General features: G+C 31.2%; 19 protein-coding genes. 8 read left to right on the top strand and 11 right to left on the bottom strand.

Annotation, left to right across the window (positions count from 1 at the left end; all coding sequences use genetic code 11):
- Nucleotides 1–27: 27 nt before the first annotated feature.
- The 6 genes from AAH949_RS02605 to gltX all read right to left on the bottom strand — a co-directional run bounded on the left by AAH949_RS02605 (nucleotide 28) and on the right by gltX (nucleotide 7,276).
- Nucleotides 28–1,404 carry a replicative DNA helicase gene (locus AAH949_RS02605; protein ID WP_134238468.1) on the bottom strand — a complete coding sequence of 459 codons (1,377 nt, stop codon included), beginning with the start codon at nucleotides 1,402–1,404 and terminating at the stop codon, nucleotides 28–30.
- 118 nt (nucleotides 1,405–1,522) lie between these two features.
- Nucleotides 1,523–2,890, bottom strand: a complete 1,368-nt coding sequence (gdhA, locus tag AAH949_RS02600) for an NADP-specific glutamate dehydrogenase (RefSeq protein WP_348518898.1) — start codon at nucleotides 2,888–2,890, stop codon at nucleotides 1,523–1,525.
- A 452-nt stretch (nucleotides 2,891–3,342) separates the two neighbouring features.
- Nucleotides 3,343–4,017 carry an MqnA/MqnD/SBP family protein gene (locus tag AAH949_RS02595; protein WP_134238470.1) on the bottom strand — a complete coding sequence of 225 codons (675 nt, stop codon included), beginning with the start codon at nucleotides 4,015–4,017 and terminating at the stop codon, nucleotides 3,343–3,345.
- Between the two features lie 9 nt (nucleotides 4,018–4,026).
- Nucleotides 4,027–4,653: a uracil phosphoribosyltransferase gene (gene upp, locus AAH949_RS02590; RefSeq protein ID WP_348518897.1), complete on the bottom strand. Its 627-nt coding sequence runs from the start codon at nucleotides 4,651–4,653 to the stop codon at nucleotides 4,027–4,029.
- The gene (locus AAH949_RS02585; RefSeq protein ID WP_348518896.1) at nucleotides 4,650–5,885 is read right to left on the bottom strand and encodes a malic enzyme-like NAD(P)-binding protein; all 1,236 of its coding nucleotides are present in this window, start codon (nucleotides 5,883–5,885) and stop codon (nucleotides 4,650–4,652) included. The genes upp and AAH949_RS02585 overlap by 4 nt, the downstream gene beginning before the upstream one ends.
- The gene (gene gltX, locus AAH949_RS02580; RefSeq protein ID WP_134238473.1) at nucleotides 5,882–7,276 is read right to left on the bottom strand and encodes a glutamate--tRNA ligase; all 1,395 of its coding nucleotides are present in this window, start codon (nucleotides 7,274–7,276) and stop codon (nucleotides 5,882–5,884) included. Before gltX ends, AAH949_RS02585 begins: the two co-directional genes overlap by 4 nt.
- Before the next feature lie 64 nt (nucleotides 7,277–7,340).
- Here gltX and AAH949_RS02575 point away from each other — a divergent pair, with 64 nt between their 5' ends.
- Nucleotides 7,341–8,162 (top strand): hypothetical protein, encoded by an 822-nt coding sequence (locus tag AAH949_RS02575; RefSeq protein WP_134238474.1) that lies wholly within the window; start codon nucleotides 7,341–7,343, stop codon nucleotides 8,160–8,162.
- A gap of 43 nt (nucleotides 8,163–8,205) precedes the next feature.
- Here the strand turns inward: AAH949_RS02575 and AAH949_RS02570 are convergent, their stop codons facing one another.
- Entirely contained in the window at nucleotides 8,206–9,537 is a 1,332-nt protein-coding gene (locus AAH949_RS02570) for an acetyl-CoA carboxylase biotin carboxylase subunit (protein ID WP_134238475.1), read from the bottom strand.
- A 1-nt stretch (nucleotide 9,538) separates the two neighbouring features.
- Nucleotides 9,539–9,991: an acetyl-CoA carboxylase biotin carboxyl carrier protein gene (gene accB, locus AAH949_RS02565; RefSeq protein ID WP_348518895.1), complete on the bottom strand. Its 453-nt coding sequence runs from the start codon at nucleotides 9,989–9,991 to the stop codon at nucleotides 9,539–9,541.
- Between the two features lie 144 nt (nucleotides 9,992–10,135).
- Here accB and dcd point away from each other — a divergent pair, with 144 nt between their 5' ends.
- The 7 genes from dcd (at nucleotide 10,136) to pseH (AAH949_RS02530) (ending at nucleotide 16,110) form a co-directional block, all read left to right on the top strand.
- Nucleotides 10,136–10,696 (top strand): dCTP deaminase, encoded by a 561-nt coding sequence (dcd, locus tag AAH949_RS02560; RefSeq protein WP_134238477.1) that lies wholly within the window; start codon nucleotides 10,136–10,138, stop codon nucleotides 10,694–10,696.
- A 59-nt stretch (nucleotides 10,697–10,755) separates the two neighbouring features.
- Nucleotides 10,756–11,760 (top strand): UDP-N-acetylglucosamine 4,6-dehydratase (inverting), encoded by a 1,005-nt coding sequence (gene pseB / locus AAH949_RS02555; RefSeq protein WP_348518894.1) that lies wholly within the window; start codon nucleotides 10,756–10,758, stop codon nucleotides 11,758–11,760.
- Nucleotides 11,761–12,891, top strand: coding sequence for a UDP-4-amino-4,6-dideoxy-N-acetyl-beta-L-altrosamine transaminase (gene pseC / locus AAH949_RS02550; protein WP_348518893.1), 1,131 nt, complete (start codon nucleotides 11,761–11,763; stop codon nucleotides 12,889–12,891). It begins immediately after the preceding gene.
- 78 nt (nucleotides 12,892–12,969) lie between these two features.
- Nucleotides 12,970–13,668, top strand: coding sequence for a pseudaminic acid cytidylyltransferase (pseF, locus tag AAH949_RS02545; RefSeq protein WP_134238482.1), 699 nt, complete (start codon nucleotides 12,970–12,972; stop codon nucleotides 13,666–13,668).
- A complete protein-coding gene (gene pseG / locus AAH949_RS02540) occupies nucleotides 13,652–14,473 on the top strand; it encodes a UDP-2,4-diacetamido-2,4,6-trideoxy-beta-L-altropyranose hydrolase (protein WP_348518892.1) in 822 nt (273 codons plus the stop codon). The genes pseF and pseG overlap by 17 nt, the downstream gene beginning before the upstream one ends.
- Nucleotides 14,470–14,928, top strand: coding sequence for a UDP-4-amino-4,6-dideoxy-N-acetyl-beta-L-altrosamine N-acetyltransferase (pseH, locus tag AAH949_RS02535; protein ID WP_134238484.1), 459 nt, complete (start codon nucleotides 14,470–14,472; stop codon nucleotides 14,926–14,928). The genes pseG and pseH (AAH949_RS02535) overlap by 4 nt, the downstream gene beginning before the upstream one ends.
- A 36-nt stretch (nucleotides 14,929–14,964) precedes the next feature.
- Complete coding sequence (gene pseH / locus AAH949_RS02530; RefSeq protein ID WP_348518891.1) at nucleotides 14,965–16,110, top strand: UDP-4-amino-4,6-dideoxy-N-acetyl-beta-L-altrosamine N-acetyltransferase; 1,146 nt, start codon at nucleotides 14,965–14,967, stop codon at nucleotides 16,108–16,110.
- Nucleotides 16,111–16,141: 31 nt separating this feature from the next.
- Here pseH (AAH949_RS02530) and AAH949_RS02525 read toward each other — a convergent pair whose 3' ends face one another.
- The 3 genes from AAH949_RS02525 to AAH949_RS02515 are packed head-to-tail and all read right to left on the bottom strand — an operon-like array spanning nucleotide 16,142 to nucleotide 19,107.
- On the bottom strand, nucleotides 16,142–16,705 hold the full coding sequence (locus tag AAH949_RS02525) for a prepilin-type N-terminal cleavage/methylation domain-containing protein (protein WP_348518890.1): 564 nt from the start codon (nucleotides 16,703–16,705) through the stop codon (nucleotides 16,142–16,144).
- Between the two features lie 9 nt (nucleotides 16,706–16,714).
- Nucleotides 16,715–17,722: a tRNA (adenosine(37)-N6)-threonylcarbamoyltransferase complex transferase subunit TsaD gene (tsaD, locus tag AAH949_RS02520; protein WP_348518889.1), complete on the bottom strand. Its 1,008-nt coding sequence runs from the start codon at nucleotides 17,720–17,722 to the stop codon at nucleotides 16,715–16,717.
- Nucleotides 17,719–19,107 carry a M99 family carboxypeptidase catalytic domain-containing protein gene (locus tag AAH949_RS02515; protein WP_348518888.1) on the bottom strand — a complete coding sequence of 463 codons (1,389 nt, stop codon included), beginning with the start codon at nucleotides 19,105–19,107 and terminating at the stop codon, nucleotides 17,719–17,721. The genes tsaD and AAH949_RS02515 overlap by 4 nt, the downstream gene beginning before the upstream one ends.

Here is a 19,107-nt window from a genome sequence, read left to right as displayed (position 1 = left end):
TTATTTATATCTTAAAAAAATATTATGTTACTCTTCAAAACTCGTTGCACTAAATTCTTCTTTTATAGGTTCAACAAAACTCGATCTTTCTTTTAAAAATAAAAGATCTACCGTGCCTGTAGGACCATTTCTGTTTTTACCCACAATAAGCTCTGCTTTTTCTTGTATAGGATTTGGGATAAAAATCCTTTGATAGTTTTTGCCTTCAGATTTGGCTTTATTTTCCCTTTCTTTTTCTTCTTGCTCCCTATAAACTTCATCACGATACACAAATAAAATAGTATCTGCATCTTGCTCTATAGCGCCACTTTCACGCAAATCACTTAGCATTGGTCTTTTATTTGCCCTGCTTTCTAAAGAGCGATTAAGCTGAGAAAGTGCGATAATAGGCATATTAAGTTCTCTTGCCAAAAGCTTCAAGCCTCTTGAAATTTCACTGACTTGCAAGTGTCTATCGCTAAAATTAGAATTACTCATCATTAAACCTATATAATCAACCACACAAAGCGATACACTTTCATCTTGAGATTTTACTCTTCTTAAAATCGCACGAATATCCGTAATGCTCGCATATCCACTATCATAGATATATAAATTCTTTTTAGAATATTCATTACAAGCATCACTCACTCTGCCCCATTCTTCATCATTTAAATCTGCAATTAAAAGTTTTTGCAAAGCAATGGAAGTTTTGGCAGCCAAAAGTCTTTGCATAATTTGAGTTGCAGGCATTTCAAGTGAAAAAAATACTACACCCTTGTCTTGTCTTAAAACCTTTTCTATAAAATTTAAGCATATCGTAGTTTTTCCCATACCTGGTCTTGCGGCCACAATCACCAAATCACCTGGCTTAAAACCCTTTATCATTTTATTTAAATCGCTAAAACCTGTATCAAGCCCTAAAATATCTTTATTAATAGCTATTTTTTGCTTTTCAAATTCATCAATTAATTCGGATAAAATAATTTCTATATTCTTAATATCTGCGCTATTAATACGATTAGTGAGATTAAAAATTTCTTTATTTATTTCATCCGAAATTTGCGATACAGGTTTATTTTCATTAATACGCGAAGGAATGGTATGTGCGAAATTTAACAATTTTCTTTTGATGGATTTCTCCCTTAATTCGCTAACATATTTTCCCAAATCAATAATAGAACTCGTAGCAATAACTTCATTTAAAACATTTTCATCAACTTTTTTATATTTTTTTAAAAAACTAAGAGCTATGGGTTCTCCCGCATTAGCACAAGAAACAATAGCATAAAAAATATCCTGATGTGCTTTAAGAGTGAAATCATCAGGTTCAATATCACCACAAATGCTTGCATAAGCATCTTCATTAAAAATACACGAGCTTAAAATTGCTCTTTCTAAATCTAAATCAAAATTTTCTTGCATTAATCAAAACTCTCGTTGGTTATTCAAAGTAGCAATTTTAACAAAGAAAGACTTAAGAATAAAGAATAAAAATCATTGCATCATAAAAGAGTGCCAGTGACTCTTTTATGAGTATAAATTAAATATAGCCTTGATCTATCATTGCATCAGCAACTTTTTTAAATCCTGCAATATTAGCTCCCATCACAAGATTTCCTTCATGACCATATTCTTTTGAAGTTTGATAGGCGTTATGGAAAATATTGCTCATGATTTTATGTAATTTTTGATCCACTTCATCAAAAGTCCAATTTGTCATACTAGCGTTTTGTTGCATTTCAAGCTGCGAAGTTGCCACACCACCTGCATTAGCTGCTTTTGCAGGAGCAAAATAAAAATCTTTTTTCTCTAACATAAAATCAATTGCATCTAAAGTACTTGGCATATTTGCACCCTCAGCTACAAAACGACAACCATTATTATAAAGCGTTTTGATATCTTCTAAATTCAACTCATTTTGAGTAGCACTTGGAAATGCTCCATCGCAAGGCACAGACCAAACACCATTTGTTCCTTCTTTATATGCACTTTTTGGAGTATAAATTGCACCTGCTTTTACCTTAGCATAATCTTCAACTCTACCTCTTTGAACTTCTTTAATTTGTTTTAAAAGCATTAAATCAATACCATCTTTATCATAAACAAAACCATTGCTATCACTTATTGTAACAGCTTTTGCACCAAATTGTTTTAATTTTTCTATGGTATAAATTGCCACATTTCCACTTCCTGAAACCGCACAAGATTTTCCTTCCAAAGAAAGTCCTGCATGCTCTAACATTTCTTTTGCAAAATATACACAGCCATAACCAGTGGCTTCAGTTCTTGCTAAACTTCCGCCCCAAAGAGTGCTTTTACCAGTTAAAGTTCCATCAAACAAACCGCTAATTTTTTTATACGCACCAAACATATAGCCAATCTCTCTACCGCCTACCCCGATATCTCCAGCAGGCACATCTGTATTTGCACCAATGATTTTACTAAGTTCAGCTATAAAAGCTTGGCAAAATCTCATAATTTCAGCTTCGCTTTTGCCTTTTGGATCAAAATTCGCTCCACCTTTAGCTCCGCCGATCATCAGTCCTGTTAAAGAATTCTTAAAAATTTGTTCAAATCCCAAAAATTTCAAAACATCCAAATTTACCGTTGGATGAAATCTAAGCCCACCCTTATAAGGTCCGATCGCTGAATTAAACTGCACACGATATCCAAAATGTGTTCTTGCCTTACCATCATCTCCACAATACACCACTCTAAAAATAGTTGTCTTTTCAGGCATGATGAGTCTTTCTAAAATTGCATGCTCTTCATAAGTTGAATTCGCTGCTAAAATCGGTTCTAAAGACTTCAAAACTTCAGTTGCTGCTTGAAGAAACACGGGCTGATGTGCTGATCTTTGTTGAATATCTTCTAAGATCGAATTAATATAAGCTTTTGCATTAGCCATTTTTCATCCTTAATTTTGAATTTCTGAAAATTTTTTACATTTTTCAGATTTGGTTATTATAATAAATAAATTTAAATATTTTTAAATTTATTTTTATAAGCAAATATAAAAATTTTTGCCATTTATTTTAAAATACCAAAAAATAGAGTTCTTAAAAGAAAACCGATACGCATAAAATCTACACATTATCAATTTTTATAATTTCAACAATACATTTTTAGTAGGAATTTAAAAGTAAAAGATTAAATATAAAAATTTAATTTTAGTATAATTTAAATTGATTATATTTTTAAAAATTTTCACAATATATATTTAAAACTTTAAATTAAAAAATTAGCAAAAATTATAACAAAATACACTATTTATCTGATAATAACTGATAATTTAAGAATTAATTAATATATTTAATGCGAGCAAATTTATCAAAATATAACATTTATCAAGTGCAATATTTAAATTTTAGTATCAAATTTCACTGCTTTTATGAAACGCTTTAGGGCCATTTTTTCTTTGGTTTGAATTTGATAATAAATCACTTCATCTAAATAATATCTTATATCTTTAACGCTTATATCTCTTGTTTTTGCGTATTTTTCTAAGATATAATGAGGAATTTTGATTTTTTTATATGAGAAATTTGTTAAAAGCTTTGTATAAAATGTTTTTTTTGCAATACAAGAAAATCTTGCAAAAACAAAAGGCAAATGCGTTTTTTCATACCATAAAGCACACAAATCAACATAGGCATCTCTATCTTGTAAATAAAGCTTTAAAGCCTTATCTCCAATAATAACTTTATTATTATCTTGTCTTAAAACTCTAGCCAAAGCATTTGAAGTAGCCGAACTTGGATCTTTGGCTTTTTGTGAATTTTTTTCCACCAAAACACTTAAGACTCTTTTATTTGCACAAATTCCAATATTTAAATTTTTGTATTTTTTTCTACTACTTTCTATACTCGAAATAATAGCCGCATCAATTCTTCTGTAAAAAAGCTCTTTATTTAATTTACTTGGAACGCCTTTTTTATATTCCATCGTAGCTTTAAGACCATTTGGCAAAGGATATTTTTTAAGATAAACATGCAAAGGTAAAAGATTAATATAGTCAATTTTTCCAAAAATCATATCATTCACCTATAAGGTATTAAAAACCCTATCTCCTGCATCTCCAAGTCCTGGCACTATATAACCTTTTTCATTCAAGCTTTCATCAATTGAGGCTATATAAACTTCTACATCTTTATGAATTTTTATGAAATTTTCAAGCCCTTGTGGAGTTGCAAGTATAGAAATAAATTTAATCTTTTTTATCCCTTGAGACTTTAAAAAATTACAAGCATCTATGGCTGTTCCCCCTGTTGCAAACATAGGATCAATTACAATAGCCAATCTTTTAGTGGCATCTTTAGGAAGTTTTTGAAAGTAAAAATCAGCTTTTAAGCTTTCTTCATTTCTAGCAAAACCTAAAAACCCTACACTTGCATCAGGAATAAGCTTAAAAACACTTTCAAGCATTCCTAAAGCTGCCCTTAAAATAGGACAAATCATAATTTTTTCATCAAGCTTTTTTACCCTAGCATTAGAAATAGGAGTTTGAATTTGCACTTCCTTTAAATTTAAATCTTTAGTTGCTTCAAAAAGCAAAAAAGCCGAAATTTCATCAATAAGCATTCTAAAATGAAAGGGTTTAGTATACTTATCGCGCAAAATTCCAAGCTTATGTTCAATTAAAGGATGGCTAATACAATAGATGTTTTTCATTTTAAACTTTCAAAATAGGCTTTCTCATCAAAATCTTTAAGCAAAGCCACTCCATCTTCTATGGCTGCTTTAGCCACCGCAGTACTTACCACAGATTTTACCCTTTCATCAAAAGGTTTTGGTATCACATAGTCCCTACCAAAACTCAAATCCTTAACACCATAAGCTTTTTTAACCTCATCGCTTACAGGAAGTTTCGCCAAATCAGCCAAAGCCTTAGCAGCTGCTACTTTCATATTTTCGGTGATTTTTGTAGCTTTAACATCTAAAGCCCCTCTAAAAATAAAAGGAAAGCCTAAAACATTATTAATTTGATTAGGATAATCACTTCTTCCAGTTCCTACAATAGCATCATTTCTAAGCCTTGCCACATCTTCAGGCATTACTTCAGGAACCGGATTTGCCAAAGCAAAAATCACAGGATCTTTTGCCATAGATAAAATCATCTCATCATCTAAAATTTTTGGCGCACTAAGTCCTAAAAACACATCCGCATCCCTCATAGCCTCTTTTAAAGTGCAAGCCTTGGTATCGCTCACAAATTCAAGTTTATATTTGTTTAAATCTGTCCTTTGCTTATTTACTACACCTTTACTATCGACTAAAATGATATTTTTAACGCCTAAATTTCTATACATTCTAGCACTTGCAATCCCCGCAGCCCCTGCTCCGCTTACCACTACTTTAATATCTTCAAATTTTTTACCACTTATCTTCATAGCGTTCATAAGTCCTGCAGTTGAAATGATAGCAGTTCCGTGCTGATCATCATGCATCACAGGAATTCCTAAATCCTGTAAGGCCGCTTCTATCTCAAAACATTTTGGTGCTGAAATATCTTCTAAATTTATGCCACCAAAAGTTGGTGCCATGGCTTTACAAAAAGTAACAATTTCTTCCACACTATGCACATCAATTTCTAAATCATAAGCATTTACATTTGCAAATTTTTTAAACAAACAAGCCTTACCTTCCATAACAGGCTTAGCAGCTTGTGCTCCTATATTTCCAAGTCCCAAAACTGCCGATCCATCACTTACAATAGCTACCAAATTCGCTTTATTTGTATAAGTATAAGCAAGTTCGTTATCTTTTGCTATCTCTATGCAAGGTTCTGCTACCCCTGGACTATAAGCTAACGATAAATCGCGAGCGGTATTCATAGGTTTTGATGAAATTATATCCACTTTACCACCCAAATGATACTTTAAAGCTTCTTCTTTTAAATTCATATTTTTCCTTTAAATTTTAAAAAATTTTCTATTCTTTTCTTGCACTCATCAACCCCTAAAAATTCAAGTACTTCAAAAATACTAGGACTTACCGCACTTCCTGTTAAGGCAATGCGTATAGGTTGAGCCAAGTCTTTTAATTTTGCTTCATTTTTTTGCAAAAATTCATTAGTAAAGTCTTCAAAATCTTTTGCAATTACTTGACTATTTAGCTCGCTAGCGTATTTTTCAAGTAAGGAAAGATTATTATCATTGACGAATTTTTCAATGGCTTTCTCATCATAACTTTGCGGTGCTTCAACAATACTTTTAGCTCCGTTAATGATTTCGAGTAAAGTTTTTGCACGCTCTCTTAACAAATCCAACAAAAATCCCGCTTTTTTATAAGCACTCAAATCAAAACCTAAATCTTTTAATTGCCTATTAAGCTCTTCAAAAGGTAAGGTTTTAATATAATGAGCGTTAAGCCATTCAAGTTTTTTAAAATTATAACAAGAAGCACTTTTATTGATATGGTTTGGATCAAAAAGTTTTTTAAGATCTTCTAAGGAAAAAACCTCTTCATCACCATGACTCCAGCCCAAACGCACTAAAAAATTAAGCAAAGCTTGAGGTAATATACCCATAGCTTTATATTCCATTACATCGGTTGCCCCATGGCGTTTTGAAAGTTTTTTGCCATCTTCGCCATGTATCATAGCCACATGATAAAATTTAGGAATTTTAAAACCAAGTGCCTCATAAAGCACAATTTGCTTAGGTGTATTTGAAAGATGGTCATCACCTCTAATCACATCACTAACACCCATTAGAGCATCATCAATCACAACGGTTAAATTATAAATTGGTGTACCATCACTTCTTGCAATAATAAAATCATCTAAAATATCTTGTGCATTAAATTTTACCTCACCTTTTACTCCATCAATAAAAGAAATCTCTCCACTTTGTGGTGCTTTAATACGCACCACAGGTTCTATACCTTCTGGTGGCGTGCCTTTAAAATCCCTATATCTACCATCATATCTTGGGCGTTCTTTTACTGCTTCTTGTTTGGCGCGAAGAATATCTAGCTCTTCTTTACTCATATAACAATAATAAGCCTTGCCTTCATCTAAAAGTTTTTGAATGTATTTTTTATAAATATCAAAGCGCTCAGATTGATAAGTCACTTCATCATCGTAATCTAAACCACACCATTTAAATGCTTCTATAATAGCCTCTGTAGCTTCTTTTGAATTTCTTTTTAAATCTGTATCTTCGATACGAAGCAAAAATTTGCCATTATTTTTTCTCGCGTATAAATAATTATATAAAGCCGTCCTTAAACCCCCTATGTGTAAATATCCTGTAGGGCTTGGAGCAAAACGCGTTGTTAAATTTTGTATCATTTTTTGCCTTTTCTTAAAATTTAATTGATATAATGCGATATTTACACTTAAATAAAGGTATAAAATGAAAAAAATTTTACTAAGTTTTGCATTTTTTGCAAGCATTGCAAGTGCAGAAGTAATCAATGCAGTTGCGATAGTAGTTGAAAATGAAGCTATTACACTACATGACATTGAAAAAACAATGAAAGATTTAAATATTAACAAAGATCAAGCTAAAGGTATATTGATCAATGATAGGCTTGAAAGAGCACAAATTAAAAAATTTGGAATTTTTGTAAATGAATTTGAACTTAATAAAGAAATAGAAAAAATTCTTCAAATGAATCGCATTGATTTAGATACTCTTAAGCTTTCTTTAAAATCTAAAAACAAAAGTTTTGACGAATTTAAAAATGAATTAAAAAAAGATTTGGAGAAAAAAAGACTTTATGAAGGCATTGCTGCAGGAGCAAAATTAGATCTTAGTACCGAAGGTTTAAAAAACTACTACAACTCACATTTGCAAGATTTTACTTTATATTCTGAATTAGAAGTGAAAATTTATAAAAGCAATGATCCTAAACTTTTAGAACAACTCCGTATAAGTCGCTTAAAGCACCCAAATATTAGAGAAGAAAACGCTCTTTTAAACACAAAAAATGCAGATCCAAGACTCCTAGCTTTGCTTTCAAGAGTTAATAACAATAATTATTCAACAGTTTTAAATTCCCCAAATGGCTATGAAATGTATTATATCAAAACAAAAAATAACCCACAAGCTATAGAATTTGAGCTTATTAAAAATGAAGTGACCAATGCTTATGTAGCGCAACAAAAGCAAGCCTTTATACAAGATTTTTTTGATAAATTACACGCTAAAGCTAAAATAGAATATTTGCGTTAATTTAAAGTTTTTAAAATAATTTTGATTTTACCAAAAGGTAAAATCAATGTCTGCTAAGATAATTTGTATCGTAATTATTATTAATAAAATCAGGATTTTCCATCATAGCAAGATGAAAATCTTTAGTCGTTTTAATCCCACTCACAATCAGTTCATCTAAAGCTACTTTCATTTTTGCAATGGCCTTATTGCGATCAGGTGCCCAAACTACAAGCTTTCCTATCATAGAATCATAATAAGGTGGAACGCTATAATCTTGATAACAATGACTTTCCATTCTCACATTGCGTCCTGCTGGTGGGACATATTTTGCAATTTTACCTGGACTTGGCAAGAAAGTCTTAGGATCTTCAGCCGTAATTCTGCATTCTATAGAATGACCTTTAAGTTTAATCTCTTCTTGAGAAGGTAAAGCACCGCCTTCAGCCACTTTTATCATTAATTCTATAATGTCAATTCCGCTTACCATTTCACTTACACAATGCTCTACTTGTAGACGCGTATTCATTTCTATAAAATAAAAGTCTAAATTTTTATCCACTAAAAATTCAAAAGTTCCCGCTCCTTCATAACCTATAGCTTTAGCCGCTTTAATGGCTGTCTCATGAAGTCTTGCACGCGTTTTTTCATCAAGCAAAATAGCTGGAGATTCTTCTATTAATTTTTGATGGCGTCTTTGCATAGAACAATCTCTCTCACCTATGTGAATCACATTACCAAAACTATCGCCAATCACTTGTACTTCAATATGACGTGGATTTTGTATGTATTTTTCCATATACATAGTCCCATCCCCAAAAGCCGTCATTGCTTCACTTTCAGCAGACCAATATGCTTTTTCAAGATCTTTTTCGCTTTCAACCACGCGCATACCACGACCGCCACCACCTGCAGCTGCTTTTAAGATTACTGGATAACCTATCTCTTTTGCCAATTTTTTTGCTGATTCTACGCCCGATAAAGCTCCATCGCTTCCTGGTATCACAGGTACACCCGCTCTTTGCATCACTTGCTTAGCTTTTGATTTATCACTCATTAAAGCCATAGCTTCAACAGAAGGACCTATGAATTTAATATTATGTTTAGCACAAATTTCAACAAAATTTTGATTTTCACTCAAAAAGCCATAACCAGGAAAAATCGCATCTGCTTCGCTGATTTCAGCCGCAGAAATAATTGCTGGGATATTAAGATAACTTTCAGAACTTCTAGCTTTTCCTATGCAAATGCTTACATCAGCATATTTTAAATACAAAGCATCTTTATCCGCTTCAGAATATACGCAAATTGCTTTCTTTCCCATTTCCTTAATCGTTCTTAAAGCTCGAAGTGCTATTTCACCACGATTTGCAATTAAAACGCTTTTGATTTCCATTTTATAATTTCTCCACTACAAATAAAGCCGTATTAAATTCTACAGGCTGTCCATCTGCAACCAAAACTTCTGTTATCCTGCAATCAAATTCAGCTTCGATTTCATTCATAATTTTCATCGCTTCAATAATAGCTATCGTATCACCTTTTTTCACAGTACTTCCAACTTTTACAAAAGGTGTTGCACCTGGACTTGGTGCTTGATAGAAAGTTCCAACCATAGGACTGTTTAAAGTAGGCTTGTTGGATTTTGCATTAGAACTAGGTTGAGCCTCATTCACCACATTTACATTAATTGGTTGTGGCGCAGGAGGACAAGCAACAGGCGCTGGGACATCACAACACATATCTCTTTCAAGAGCTATTTCAAAACCATCTTGTTCTTTAATTTTTATTTTACTGATATTAGCCTCGGCAAATAATTGTACTAATTCTTTAATTTCTTCTCTAGTCATAAAATCTCCTAAAATTTAAAAAACTTAAGTTGCTATTATATAAAAAAAGTTATAATTTAAGTTTAAAACTCAAATTTTTTAAAATTAAATCCAAAAGATTTTAAGTTATAGTCAAAAATTTATATCATTTTAAGGTAAGAATTTATGGGATTAAAAGCAGATAATTGGATAAGAAAAATGGCGTTAGAACATAAAATGATAGAGCCATTTTGTGAAGCAAATATAGGAAAAGGTGTTGTAAGCTATGGTCTTTCAAGTTACGGTTATGATATACGCGTAGGGCGTGAGTTTAAAATCTTTACTAATGTAAATTCCACCGTAGTGGATCCAAAAAATTTCGTGGAAGAAAATGTAGTGGATTTTGTGGGTGATGTGTGTATAGTCCCTGCAAATTCTTTTGCACTTGCTAGGACAATAGAATATTTTAAAATGCCTGAAGATGTTTTAGCAATCTGTCTTGGAAAAAGCACCTATGCAAGATGTGGGATTATAGTCAATGTAACTCCTTTTGAACCAGGTTTTGAAGGACATATTACTATCGAAATTTCAAATACCACTCCTTTGCCTGCAAAAATTTATGCTAATGAAGGAATTGCACAAGTCTTATTTTTACAAGGCGATGAAAAATGCGATGTAACCTATGCAGATAAAAAAGGTAAATACCAAGCACAAACAGGCATAACTCTACCTAGAATTTTAAAATAATTTTTATGGAACACTTATTGCTGAAACCTAGCTAGATTTTAATGCTAAGGAAGGCAAATATGTTTAATGGAAAAAATATTCTAATTACTGGTGGAACAGGCTCTTTTGGAAAAACTTATACCAAAATTTTATTAGAAAATTATAAGCCAAATAAAATCATTATCTATTCACGTGATGAACAAAAACAATTTGAAATGGCAGGTATTTTCAATGCTTCTTGTATGCGTTATTTTATAGGCGATGTAAGAGATAAAGAGCGCCTAAGCACTGCTATGCGTGATGTGGATTTTGTTATCCATGCAGCTGCTATGAAACATGTACCAATCGCAGAATACAACCCTATGGAATGCATAAAAACCAATATTAATGGCGCTCAAAATGTTATTGATGCTTGTTTTGAAAATAAAGTTAAAAAATGCATAGCCTTAAGCACTGATAAAGCTTGTAACCCCGTAAATTTATATGGTGCAACCAAACTTGCAAGTGATAAGCTTTTTGTTGCAGCAAATAATATAGCTGGTAAAAATCATACTAGATTTAGCGTTACAAGATACGGAAATGTGGTGGGTTCAAGAGGATCTGTTGTGCCATTTTTTAAAAAGCTTATTAGCGAGGGTGCAAAAGAATTGCCAATTACTGATACAAGAATGACTCGTTTTTGGATCAGCCTTGAAGATGGAGTTAAATTTGTGCTTAGCAATTTTGAAAGAATGCATGGTGGAGAAATTTTTATCCCAAAAATTCCATCAATGAAAATCACAGATTTAGCTAAGGCAATGGCACCAAATTTAGATCATAAAATCATAGGCATAAGAGCAGGAGAAAAACTTCATGAGATTATGATTTCAAGTGATGATAGTCATTTAACTTATGAATTTAAAAATTATTATGCCATTAGTCCTAGCATTAAGCTTGTTGATAAAGATAATGATTTTAGCATTAATGCTTTAGGCGAAAAAGGTACAAAAGTAAAAGATGGTTTTTCTTACAGTTCAGACAACAACCCACAATGGGCAAGCGAAGCTGAACTTTTAAATATTATTAATCATACCGAAGGTTTTTAAATGCTAACTTATTCTCATCAAAATATCGATCAAAGTGACATAGAAGCAGTAATAAATGCTTTAAAAGATGAAATTTTAACCGGTGGAGCAAAAATAGAAGAATTTGAAAATGCACTTTGTGATTATGTAGGCGTAAAATATGCTTGTGTATTAAATTCAGCCACTTCAGCACTTCATCTTGCTTATACGGCTTTAAATGTAAAAGAAAAAATCGTTCTAACTACCCCACTTACCTTTGCAGCCACTGCAAATGCAGCTTTAATGGCAGGTGCAAAGGTGGAATTTATAGATATAAAAAGTGATGGCAATATCGATGAAAAAAAGCTTGAAGCTAGACTTGCAAAGGATAGTTCCAACATAGGAGCCATCACTGCGGTTGATTTTGGTGGTAATAGCGTTGAAATGGATGAAATTTTAACTTTGGCTAAGATATATAAAATCCCTTTAATTGATGATGCAAGCCATGCTTTAGGAGCAGAATATAAAGGCAAAAAAGTAGGCGCAATAGCTGATTTAAATATCTTTTCTTTTCATCCTGTTAAACCAATTACCACTTTTGAAGGCGGTGCAGTTCTTAGCAATGATAAAGAATTAATAGATAAAATAAAACTTTTAAGAAGCCATGGCATAGTTAAAAAAAGACTTTGGGATAGCGATATGGTCGAGCTTGGTTACAATTATCGCTTAAGTGATGTCGCTTGTGCTTTGGGGATCAATCAGCTTAAAAAACTTGATTTAAATTTAGAAAAAAGAGAAGAAATAGCTAAATTTTATGATAAAGAATTTGAAAAAAATCCTTATTTTTCAACCATAAAAATCAAAGATTATAAAAAAAGCTCAAGGCATTTGTATCCTATTTTACTTTTTCCTGAATTTTATTGTCAAAAAGAAGAAATTTTTAAAAATTTACTTAAAGCTGGAATCGGCGTGCAAGTGCATTATAAGCCTACTTATGAATTTAGTTTTTATAAAAAACTCTTAGGCGAAATGAAACTAGACAATGCGGATAATTTTTACAAAGCAGAACTTAGCATTCCAGCTCATCAAGAAATGAGCTTAAAAGATGCAAGCTTTGTAAAAGATACTTTATTTAGCATTTTAGAAAAAACAAAAAGGGGATATTGTGGATAAGTTAAATTTATGAAATTATTTGGCTTAAGTGACAAATTTTTTATATTTAAATAAACCATAATTTCCAAAGGAAAAATAATGAAAAATCTTTGTATAATCCCAGCGCGTGGTGGTTCTAAAAGAATTCCAAAGAAAAATATCATTGATTTTTTAGGAAAACCTTTAATTGCTTATAGCATAGAAAATGCTTTAAGTTCTGATATTTTTGATGAAGTAATTATCTCAAGCGATGATGAGGAGATTATAAAAATAGCGTGCAAATACGGCGCAAAAGCTCCTTTTGTTCGTGATAAAAACTTAAGCGATGATTATACTTCTAGCACAGCAGTGATTAAAAATGCTATCGAAATTTTAGCCCAAAAAGGGCAATTTTATGACAATATCTGCGCCCTTTATGCTACCGCCCCATTAATTGATAGTGAAATTCTAAAAAAGGCTTTTGAAAAATTTTTAGACAATAAAAGTGAATTTTTGTTTAGTGCTAGTGAGTTTGATTACCCTATACAAAGGGCTTTTTATTTAGATGAAAAAAATCAAGTTTATATGTTTGATGAGAGTTTTTATAAAAGCCGCTCGCAGGACTTAACTAAGGCCTATCATGATGCTGGAGCTTTTTATTTTGGTAAAAACAAGGCTTGGCTCGAAAATGATTTTTTATTTAAACCCTACTCTAGCGTATATTTACTACCGCGGAATTTGGTTTGCGATATTGATACCTTAGAAGATTTAGAATTTGCAAAGATACTTTATAAGGTGAGTTATGAAAGTTCTTTTTAGAAGTGATAGCTCTAGCCAAATAGGTTTTGGACATATCAAACGCGATCTTGTTTTAGCTAAACAATACGATGATGTAAGCTTTGCCTGTATCGCACTAGAAGGCTCTTTGATTGATGAAATTCCTTATCCTGTTTATGAGCTTATAAGCTCTAGTATATATGAGTTAATCAATCTTATCAAGGCTGAGAAATTTGAACTTTTAATCATCGATCATTATGATATTGGCTATGATGATGAAAAACTCATAAAACTTGAAACTGGTATTAAAATTTTAAGTTTTGATGATACTTTTAAAGCCCACTATTGTGATATTTTACTAAATGTTAATGCTTATGCAAAAGCGAGCGATTATAAAGATTTAGTGCCTTTTAGATGCGAGTTAAGATGCGGATTTTCCTATGCTTTAATTCGTGATGAATTTTACAAAGAAAGTAAGATAAAAAGAGAAAAAATTTGGGACTATTTTATCTGTATTGGTGGTACAGATATTAAAAATTTATCCGCAAAAATCGCTTCTGATTTTAGTGAAGAGAAAAAAATTCTTATTGCAACAAGTAACTCAAATAAAAATTTAAAAAAACTCCAAAAATTTGTTCAAAATCACCCAAATATCACATTAACCATTGATAGCGACAATTTAGCAAAATTAATGAATGAAAGCAAAAAACTTATCATTTCAGCGAGCTCTTTAGTCAACGAAGCTCTAATTTTAAAAGCAAATTTTAAAGCAATTTGCTGTGCCAAAAATCAAGAAAAAATAGCCAAATGGCTTGCACAAAAAGGCTATGAGGTGGATTTTCTATGATTGAGCTTAAAAATTTTACTCAACTTGACGCGCAAGAAATAAAACTTGTTTATGAATGGCGCAATCATGAAAAAATTTCCCAATTTATGAAAAATAAAAATTTTAGTTTTCAAGAACACTTAGATTTTATCAATAAATTAAAAAATGATCTGAGTAAAAAATATTTTTTAGTAAGTCAAAATAGTGATTTTATAGGCGTTATAGATTTTATCAATATCACTCTAAAAACTTGCGAATTTGGGCTTTATTCAAATCCCAATTTAAAAGGTATGGGACAGATTTTGATGAATGAAATTAAAAAATATGCCTTTGAAATTCTAAAAGTGAAAAATCTAAAAGCTTGTGTTTTTAAGGAAAATGAAAGGGCTTTAAATTTATATTTGAAAAATGATTTTACTATAACTAAAAAGGATGAAAATATGTTTTATGTAGAACTTTCACGGGGGGGGGGATAAGATAATTTTTATGTCTCCTTATTTAAAGGCAGCATAATGAAAATTGCTATTTTAACTTCACCCAAACAATGGTTTATCCCTTACGCAAAAGAACTTCAAAAGCTTATTAATGCCGATCTTTTTTATGATCATAAAGAAATTTTTAATTATGAAATTGTCTTTATACTCTCTTATCACAAAATTATCGATAAGAAATTTTTACAACAAAATAAGCATAATATTGTCATTCATGCTTCAAATTTACCTCAAGGAAAAGGTTGGTCACCTTTGTTTCACCAAGTGATTGAAGGTAGAGATGAAATTGTTTTTTCTGTATTTGAAGCTGATGAAAAAGCCGATAATGGTGATATTTACCTACAAAAAACATTGATTTTAAATGGCTTAGAATTATATGAAGAGCTAAGAGAAAAACAAGCCAGATTTTGCCTAGAATTGTGCGTTGATTTTTTGAAACTCTATCCTAACATTAAAGCGCAAAAGCAAAAAGGCAAAGAAAGTTTTTATCCAAAACGCAGCGCAAAAGACAGTGAATTGGATATCAATAAAAGCATCAACGAGCAATTTAATCTTTTAAGAACTACAAGCAATGAAGAATTTCCAGCATTTTTTTACAAAGATGGTAAAAAATTCATACTTAAAATTTATACTCAAAATTCTTTTGATACTTCAGTACAAACAACTGGGGGGGGGGTAAAGATAATTTTAGAAAATTTTATCCATCTTAACAAATATAAAAAAGAACAAATTAGACGCTTAAGAAACCTTCCGCAAATTAAAAAATATCTTTATCATCAACATTTTATTAGTAAAAATGAACACAAAAAATTCATTAAAAGACTAAGAACAACAAATCAAAAAATTTATTTTTGTCTTAGTGTAAAAAATCAAATTCTAGGAAGTATAAATTTTCATTTTAAAGATGCTAGTAGTATAGAATTTGGTTTTTACTCAAATCCTTATTCTAAGGTTAGCGGAATGGGCAGAATTTTAGAACAAATTAGTATTTACTATGCTTTTTATATCTTACAAGCAAAAACACTTTATTTAGAGGCCTTTAGAGAGAACTTGCAGGTAATCAATTTGCATAAAAAATTTGGCTTTGTGGAATTTTATAGCAAAAACGAAAAAATCATAAAAATGCAACTTAAAAAACATTTAATAAGCACAAAAGTAAAAAATTAAATAATTTTACTTTTGTTTGATTATTTTTAAATCAATTTAAAATATAAACCTTACTTGCCAAGTCTTTAAAAGCTTTAGAACCCACAAAACTAACACAAGTTTTATTGCTTGAATTTGCTTTAAAATTTGCATTAGATAATGCTATCATTGCTGAATTCAAAGCATCTTGTTTGCTTTTATTGCTTGGATCGAATAAAGCTTCACTTTGCGCAGCTGCAACATTTTCAATCAAAATCTTACTTTCTTCATCTGCTGAAATTCCCAAAACCACCACATTATCCTTAGGCACAAAAACCAAATTTACGCAAGCTTCCTCGCCAGCTACTTTAAATTTCACACTCGTTGTTGCATTGATATTTCCTAAATCCACGCTTTCAAGATCTGCAACATTGCTTATTACCCTTGTATTTGCCAAACTATCATTTTTCAAAGCATATAAAGTAATATCACCAATAGCGGTTTTTAAATTACTAGCACTTTTGCTAAGCTCGGCATTATCCTTGCTAGAACTTAATTTTGGCAAAGCAATGGCTGCTAAAATCCCTAAAATAACAATCACAAAAATTAATTCTAAAACACTAAAACCTTTTTTCATATTTTTCCTTTATAAAATAGTAAAATTTGTATTTTTGGGACTTAAAATTTCACTTTTAAAATCCGTAAATTCTTCTCTAACATACGCATCACAAGCCGCTCTTGCTATCATTAAAGCATTATCAGAACAATACTCAAGCGGAGCGAGTTTAAGGTCGCAAGAAAATTTAGAACAAAGTTTTTCTATACTTTGACGCAATTTTAAATTTGCACTCGCGCCGCCAACTATACCAAAATTTTGAAAATTATAAATTTTAAAAATTTTTTCAAGTTTATTTAAAATATGCAAAATTGCAACTTCTTCAAAGGCAAAAGCGATTTCACTTTTGATCTCTTCATCTAATTTTTCATACTTTAAAATCTCAAGTCTGACAGCATTTTTAAGCCCTGAAAAACTATAGTTTAACTCCTTAGAATGTAGCATTGGAACACTAAAATGCAAAGATTTTGTTTTAGCTTTTTTTGCAAGATTTTCAATGATTGCGCCACCTGGATAGCCTAGATTCATCATTTTAGCTACTTTATCAAAGCTTTCACCAAAACTATCATCATTTGTTGAAGCTAAAGTATGAATTTTAGCCTTTTCATCCACATACAAAACCATAGTATGACCCCCACTTACAAGCAAAATTCCCATATTCAAACACACTTTTTCTTCTAAAAATAAAGAATAAATATGTCCTTTAAGATGATTGATGCTTATAAGAGGCAATTTAAGACTTAAAGCCAAAGTCTTTGCCATAGTTATACCGCCAATTAAACTCACACTTAAACCTGGCTCATTCGTTACTGCTATGGCGCACAATCTTGGAAAATAATCCTTGCATTCTTCTAAAATTTTTGGCAAAGCCGCCGTATGAAGTCTAGCAGCAAGCTCAGGTACAACGCCTCCATACAAAGAATGTTCACTTTCTTGGGAAATTTTCTTATGAAAAATACAAGCATAAGTATCCTTACAAATAATGGCAATGGAACTATCATCACAAGAACTTTCAATAGCAAGAATTAAATTTTTCATTCAAATTCCACTAAAATAGAACCCAGAAACTTATCTTTTTTTTGAATGATTTCAAGTTCATTTTTAGAAAGCTTAGGAGGATTTTTGATGATTTTTGTAAATTCTTCTTTAACTTTGTTTTGTTTTAAATTTGCATTTCTTAATTCATAAAGTTCTATTCTAAAAATCTTTCCTGCTTCATCTATGGAATATTTTTCCTGCATTTGATTTTTGTTGATTAAAATTTCACTTTCATCAGCCCCTATATCAAGCCCGATAACATTAGCTCTTACGCCTTTAATTCTAGGAATTTTAAAATTGTTTTTCACAACAATTTTACTTGCAAAAGGTACTTTTGTTTTTTCACCATCAATAATCATAGTAATTTTATTTAAAGCATTGCTGAATTCAAAATACTCAGGATAAAGCCTTGTTTGAAAACGATTTCCATATTGAATGAAAAATGATTCTCCTTCCGAAAGAACCGCGGTAATTTCATTACTTGTTTGGTAATTTAAACTTTGATTAATAGGCGTTGGCAAGTAACTCAAACTATCTCTTGGTTTTTTTAAGGTAAGTAAAATTTTATCATTAAAAAGTTTAACTTCAAGCTCTTTATTAATCACTTCATAAACCCCTTGCGGAGTAAGTTCAAAACTTCTTTCAAACTCAATTCCAGCAGTTTTAAGATAAGCTTCAATCGCCAAAAGATGATAATAAGCCCTTAAGTGTACTGGCAAAGATTTACTTGCCTCATTAGCAAAAGCAGCTTTTTTATTTGAAATAACAAAATAAGTCAAAGCTTTTAGCATCTCCGTATCGTCATCTTCTTTTGTATTAGTATTTTTAAGATGATATTGATGTTTTGGATCAACTAAAGCGAGATTAATATTATCAACAGTGTTTTGAGCTATGTGTTCGAGCTGATTATATTTACTTGCATTAATTTCCCTTGTGTCAATAATACTTGAATTTCCCCAACGCTTAGGATTGAGCTCTGAATTGATAAAAGCTGGTCTATAAAAACCACTGCCATCATGAAGATTAATCACCATTCCAACTTCATCTTGTAAAATGAGTTTTTTAATTCTTTCAACCGTATGATAATCAGGATCATTAAAATTAATATCTGCAAATTTGCGATTTAAATCTCCATTTTCACCCCTACCTCTTTTAATAATGCTTTCAAAAGCAAGATTAGGCGCAACGATGATTTTACCTTTAGTAATATTATAATCACTTATAAGTAAACTTGCCGCGTGAAATCCCCCTGGCTCATCGCCTTGCATACCACCAAAAATCACAACCGTATTATTATCATCTAAACTTTTTCCTTTTTGTGTTACAGTAAAATCAAGTCCAAAAAGCGTAATAGCATATACTAAAAAGAAGACTATTTTCCTCAT

This window comes from Campylobacter sp. CCS1377 (assembly GCF_040008265.1).
Classification (GTDB): domain Bacteria; phylum Campylobacterota; class Campylobacteria; order Campylobacterales; family Campylobacteraceae; genus Campylobacter_D.
This window is presented reverse-complemented; position numbering and strand designations above follow the sequence as displayed.

Bases quoted from the DNA above. Each gene is read 5' to 3' on its own strand.
- pseF (WP_134238482.1), top strand. From the start codon at position 12,970: ATGAAAAATCTTTGTATAATCCCAGCGCGTGGTGGTTCTAAAAGAATT.
- pseH (WP_348518891.1), top strand. From the start codon at position 14,965: ATGAAAATTGCTATTTTAACTTCACCCAAACAATGGTTTATCCCTTAC.
- dcd (WP_134238477.1), top strand. From the start codon at position 10,136: ATGGGATTAAAAGCAGATAATTGGATAAGAAAAATGGCGTTAGAACAT.
- AAH949_RS02585 (WP_348518896.1), bottom strand. From the start codon at position 5,885: ATGAATTTAAAAGAAGAAGCTTTAAAGTATCATTTGGGTGGTAAAGTG.
- gltX (WP_134238473.1), bottom strand. From the start codon at position 7,276: ATGATACAAAATTTAACAACGCGTTTTGCTCCAAGCCCTACAGGATAT.
- tsaD (WP_348518889.1), bottom strand. From the start codon at position 17,722: ATGAAAAATTTAATTCTTGCTATTGAAAGTTCTTGTGATGATAGTTCC.
- upp (WP_348518897.1), bottom strand. From the start codon at position 4,653: ATGAAAAACATCTATTGTATTAGCCATCCTTTAATTGAACATAAGCTT.
- pseB (WP_348518894.1), top strand. From the start codon at position 10,756: ATGTTTAATGGAAAAAATATTCTAATTACTGGTGGAACAGGCTCTTTT.
- AAH949_RS02515 (WP_348518888.1), bottom strand. From the start codon at position 19,107: ATGAGGAAAATAGTCTTCTTTTTAGTATATGCTATTACGCTTTTTGGA.
- pseC (WP_348518893.1), top strand. From the start codon at position 11,761: ATGCTAACTTATTCTCATCAAAATATCGATCAAAGTGACATAGAAGCA.
- accB (WP_348518895.1), bottom strand. From the start codon at position 9,991: ATGACTAGAGAAGAAATTAAAGAATTAGTACAATTATTTGCCGAGGCT.
- AAH949_RS02575 (WP_134238474.1), top strand. From the start codon at position 7,341: ATGAAAAAAATTTTACTAAGTTTTGCATTTTTTGCAAGCATTGCAAGT.
- AAH949_RS02595 (WP_134238470.1), bottom strand. From the start codon at position 4,017: ATGATTTTTGGAAAAATTGACTATATTAATCTTTTACCTTTGCATGTT.
- AAH949_RS02570 (WP_134238475.1), bottom strand. From the start codon at position 9,537: ATGGAAATCAAAAGCGTTTTAATTGCAAATCGTGGTGAAATAGCACTT.
- gdhA (WP_348518898.1), bottom strand. From the start codon at position 2,890: ATGGCTAATGCAAAAGCTTATATTAATTCGATCTTAGAAGATATTCAA.
- pseG (WP_348518892.1), top strand. From the start codon at position 13,652: ATGAAAGTTCTTTTTAGAAGTGATAGCTCTAGCCAAATAGGTTTTGGA.
- pseH (WP_134238484.1), top strand. From the start codon at position 14,470: ATGATTGAGCTTAAAAATTTTACTCAACTTGACGCGCAAGAAATAAAA.
- AAH949_RS02525 (WP_348518890.1), bottom strand. From the start codon at position 16,705: ATGAAAAAAGGTTTTAGTGTTTTAGAATTAATTTTTGTGATTGTTATT.
- AAH949_RS02605 (WP_134238468.1), bottom strand. From the start codon at position 1,404: ATGCAAGAAAATTTTGATTTAGATTTAGAAAGAGCAATTTTAAGCTCG.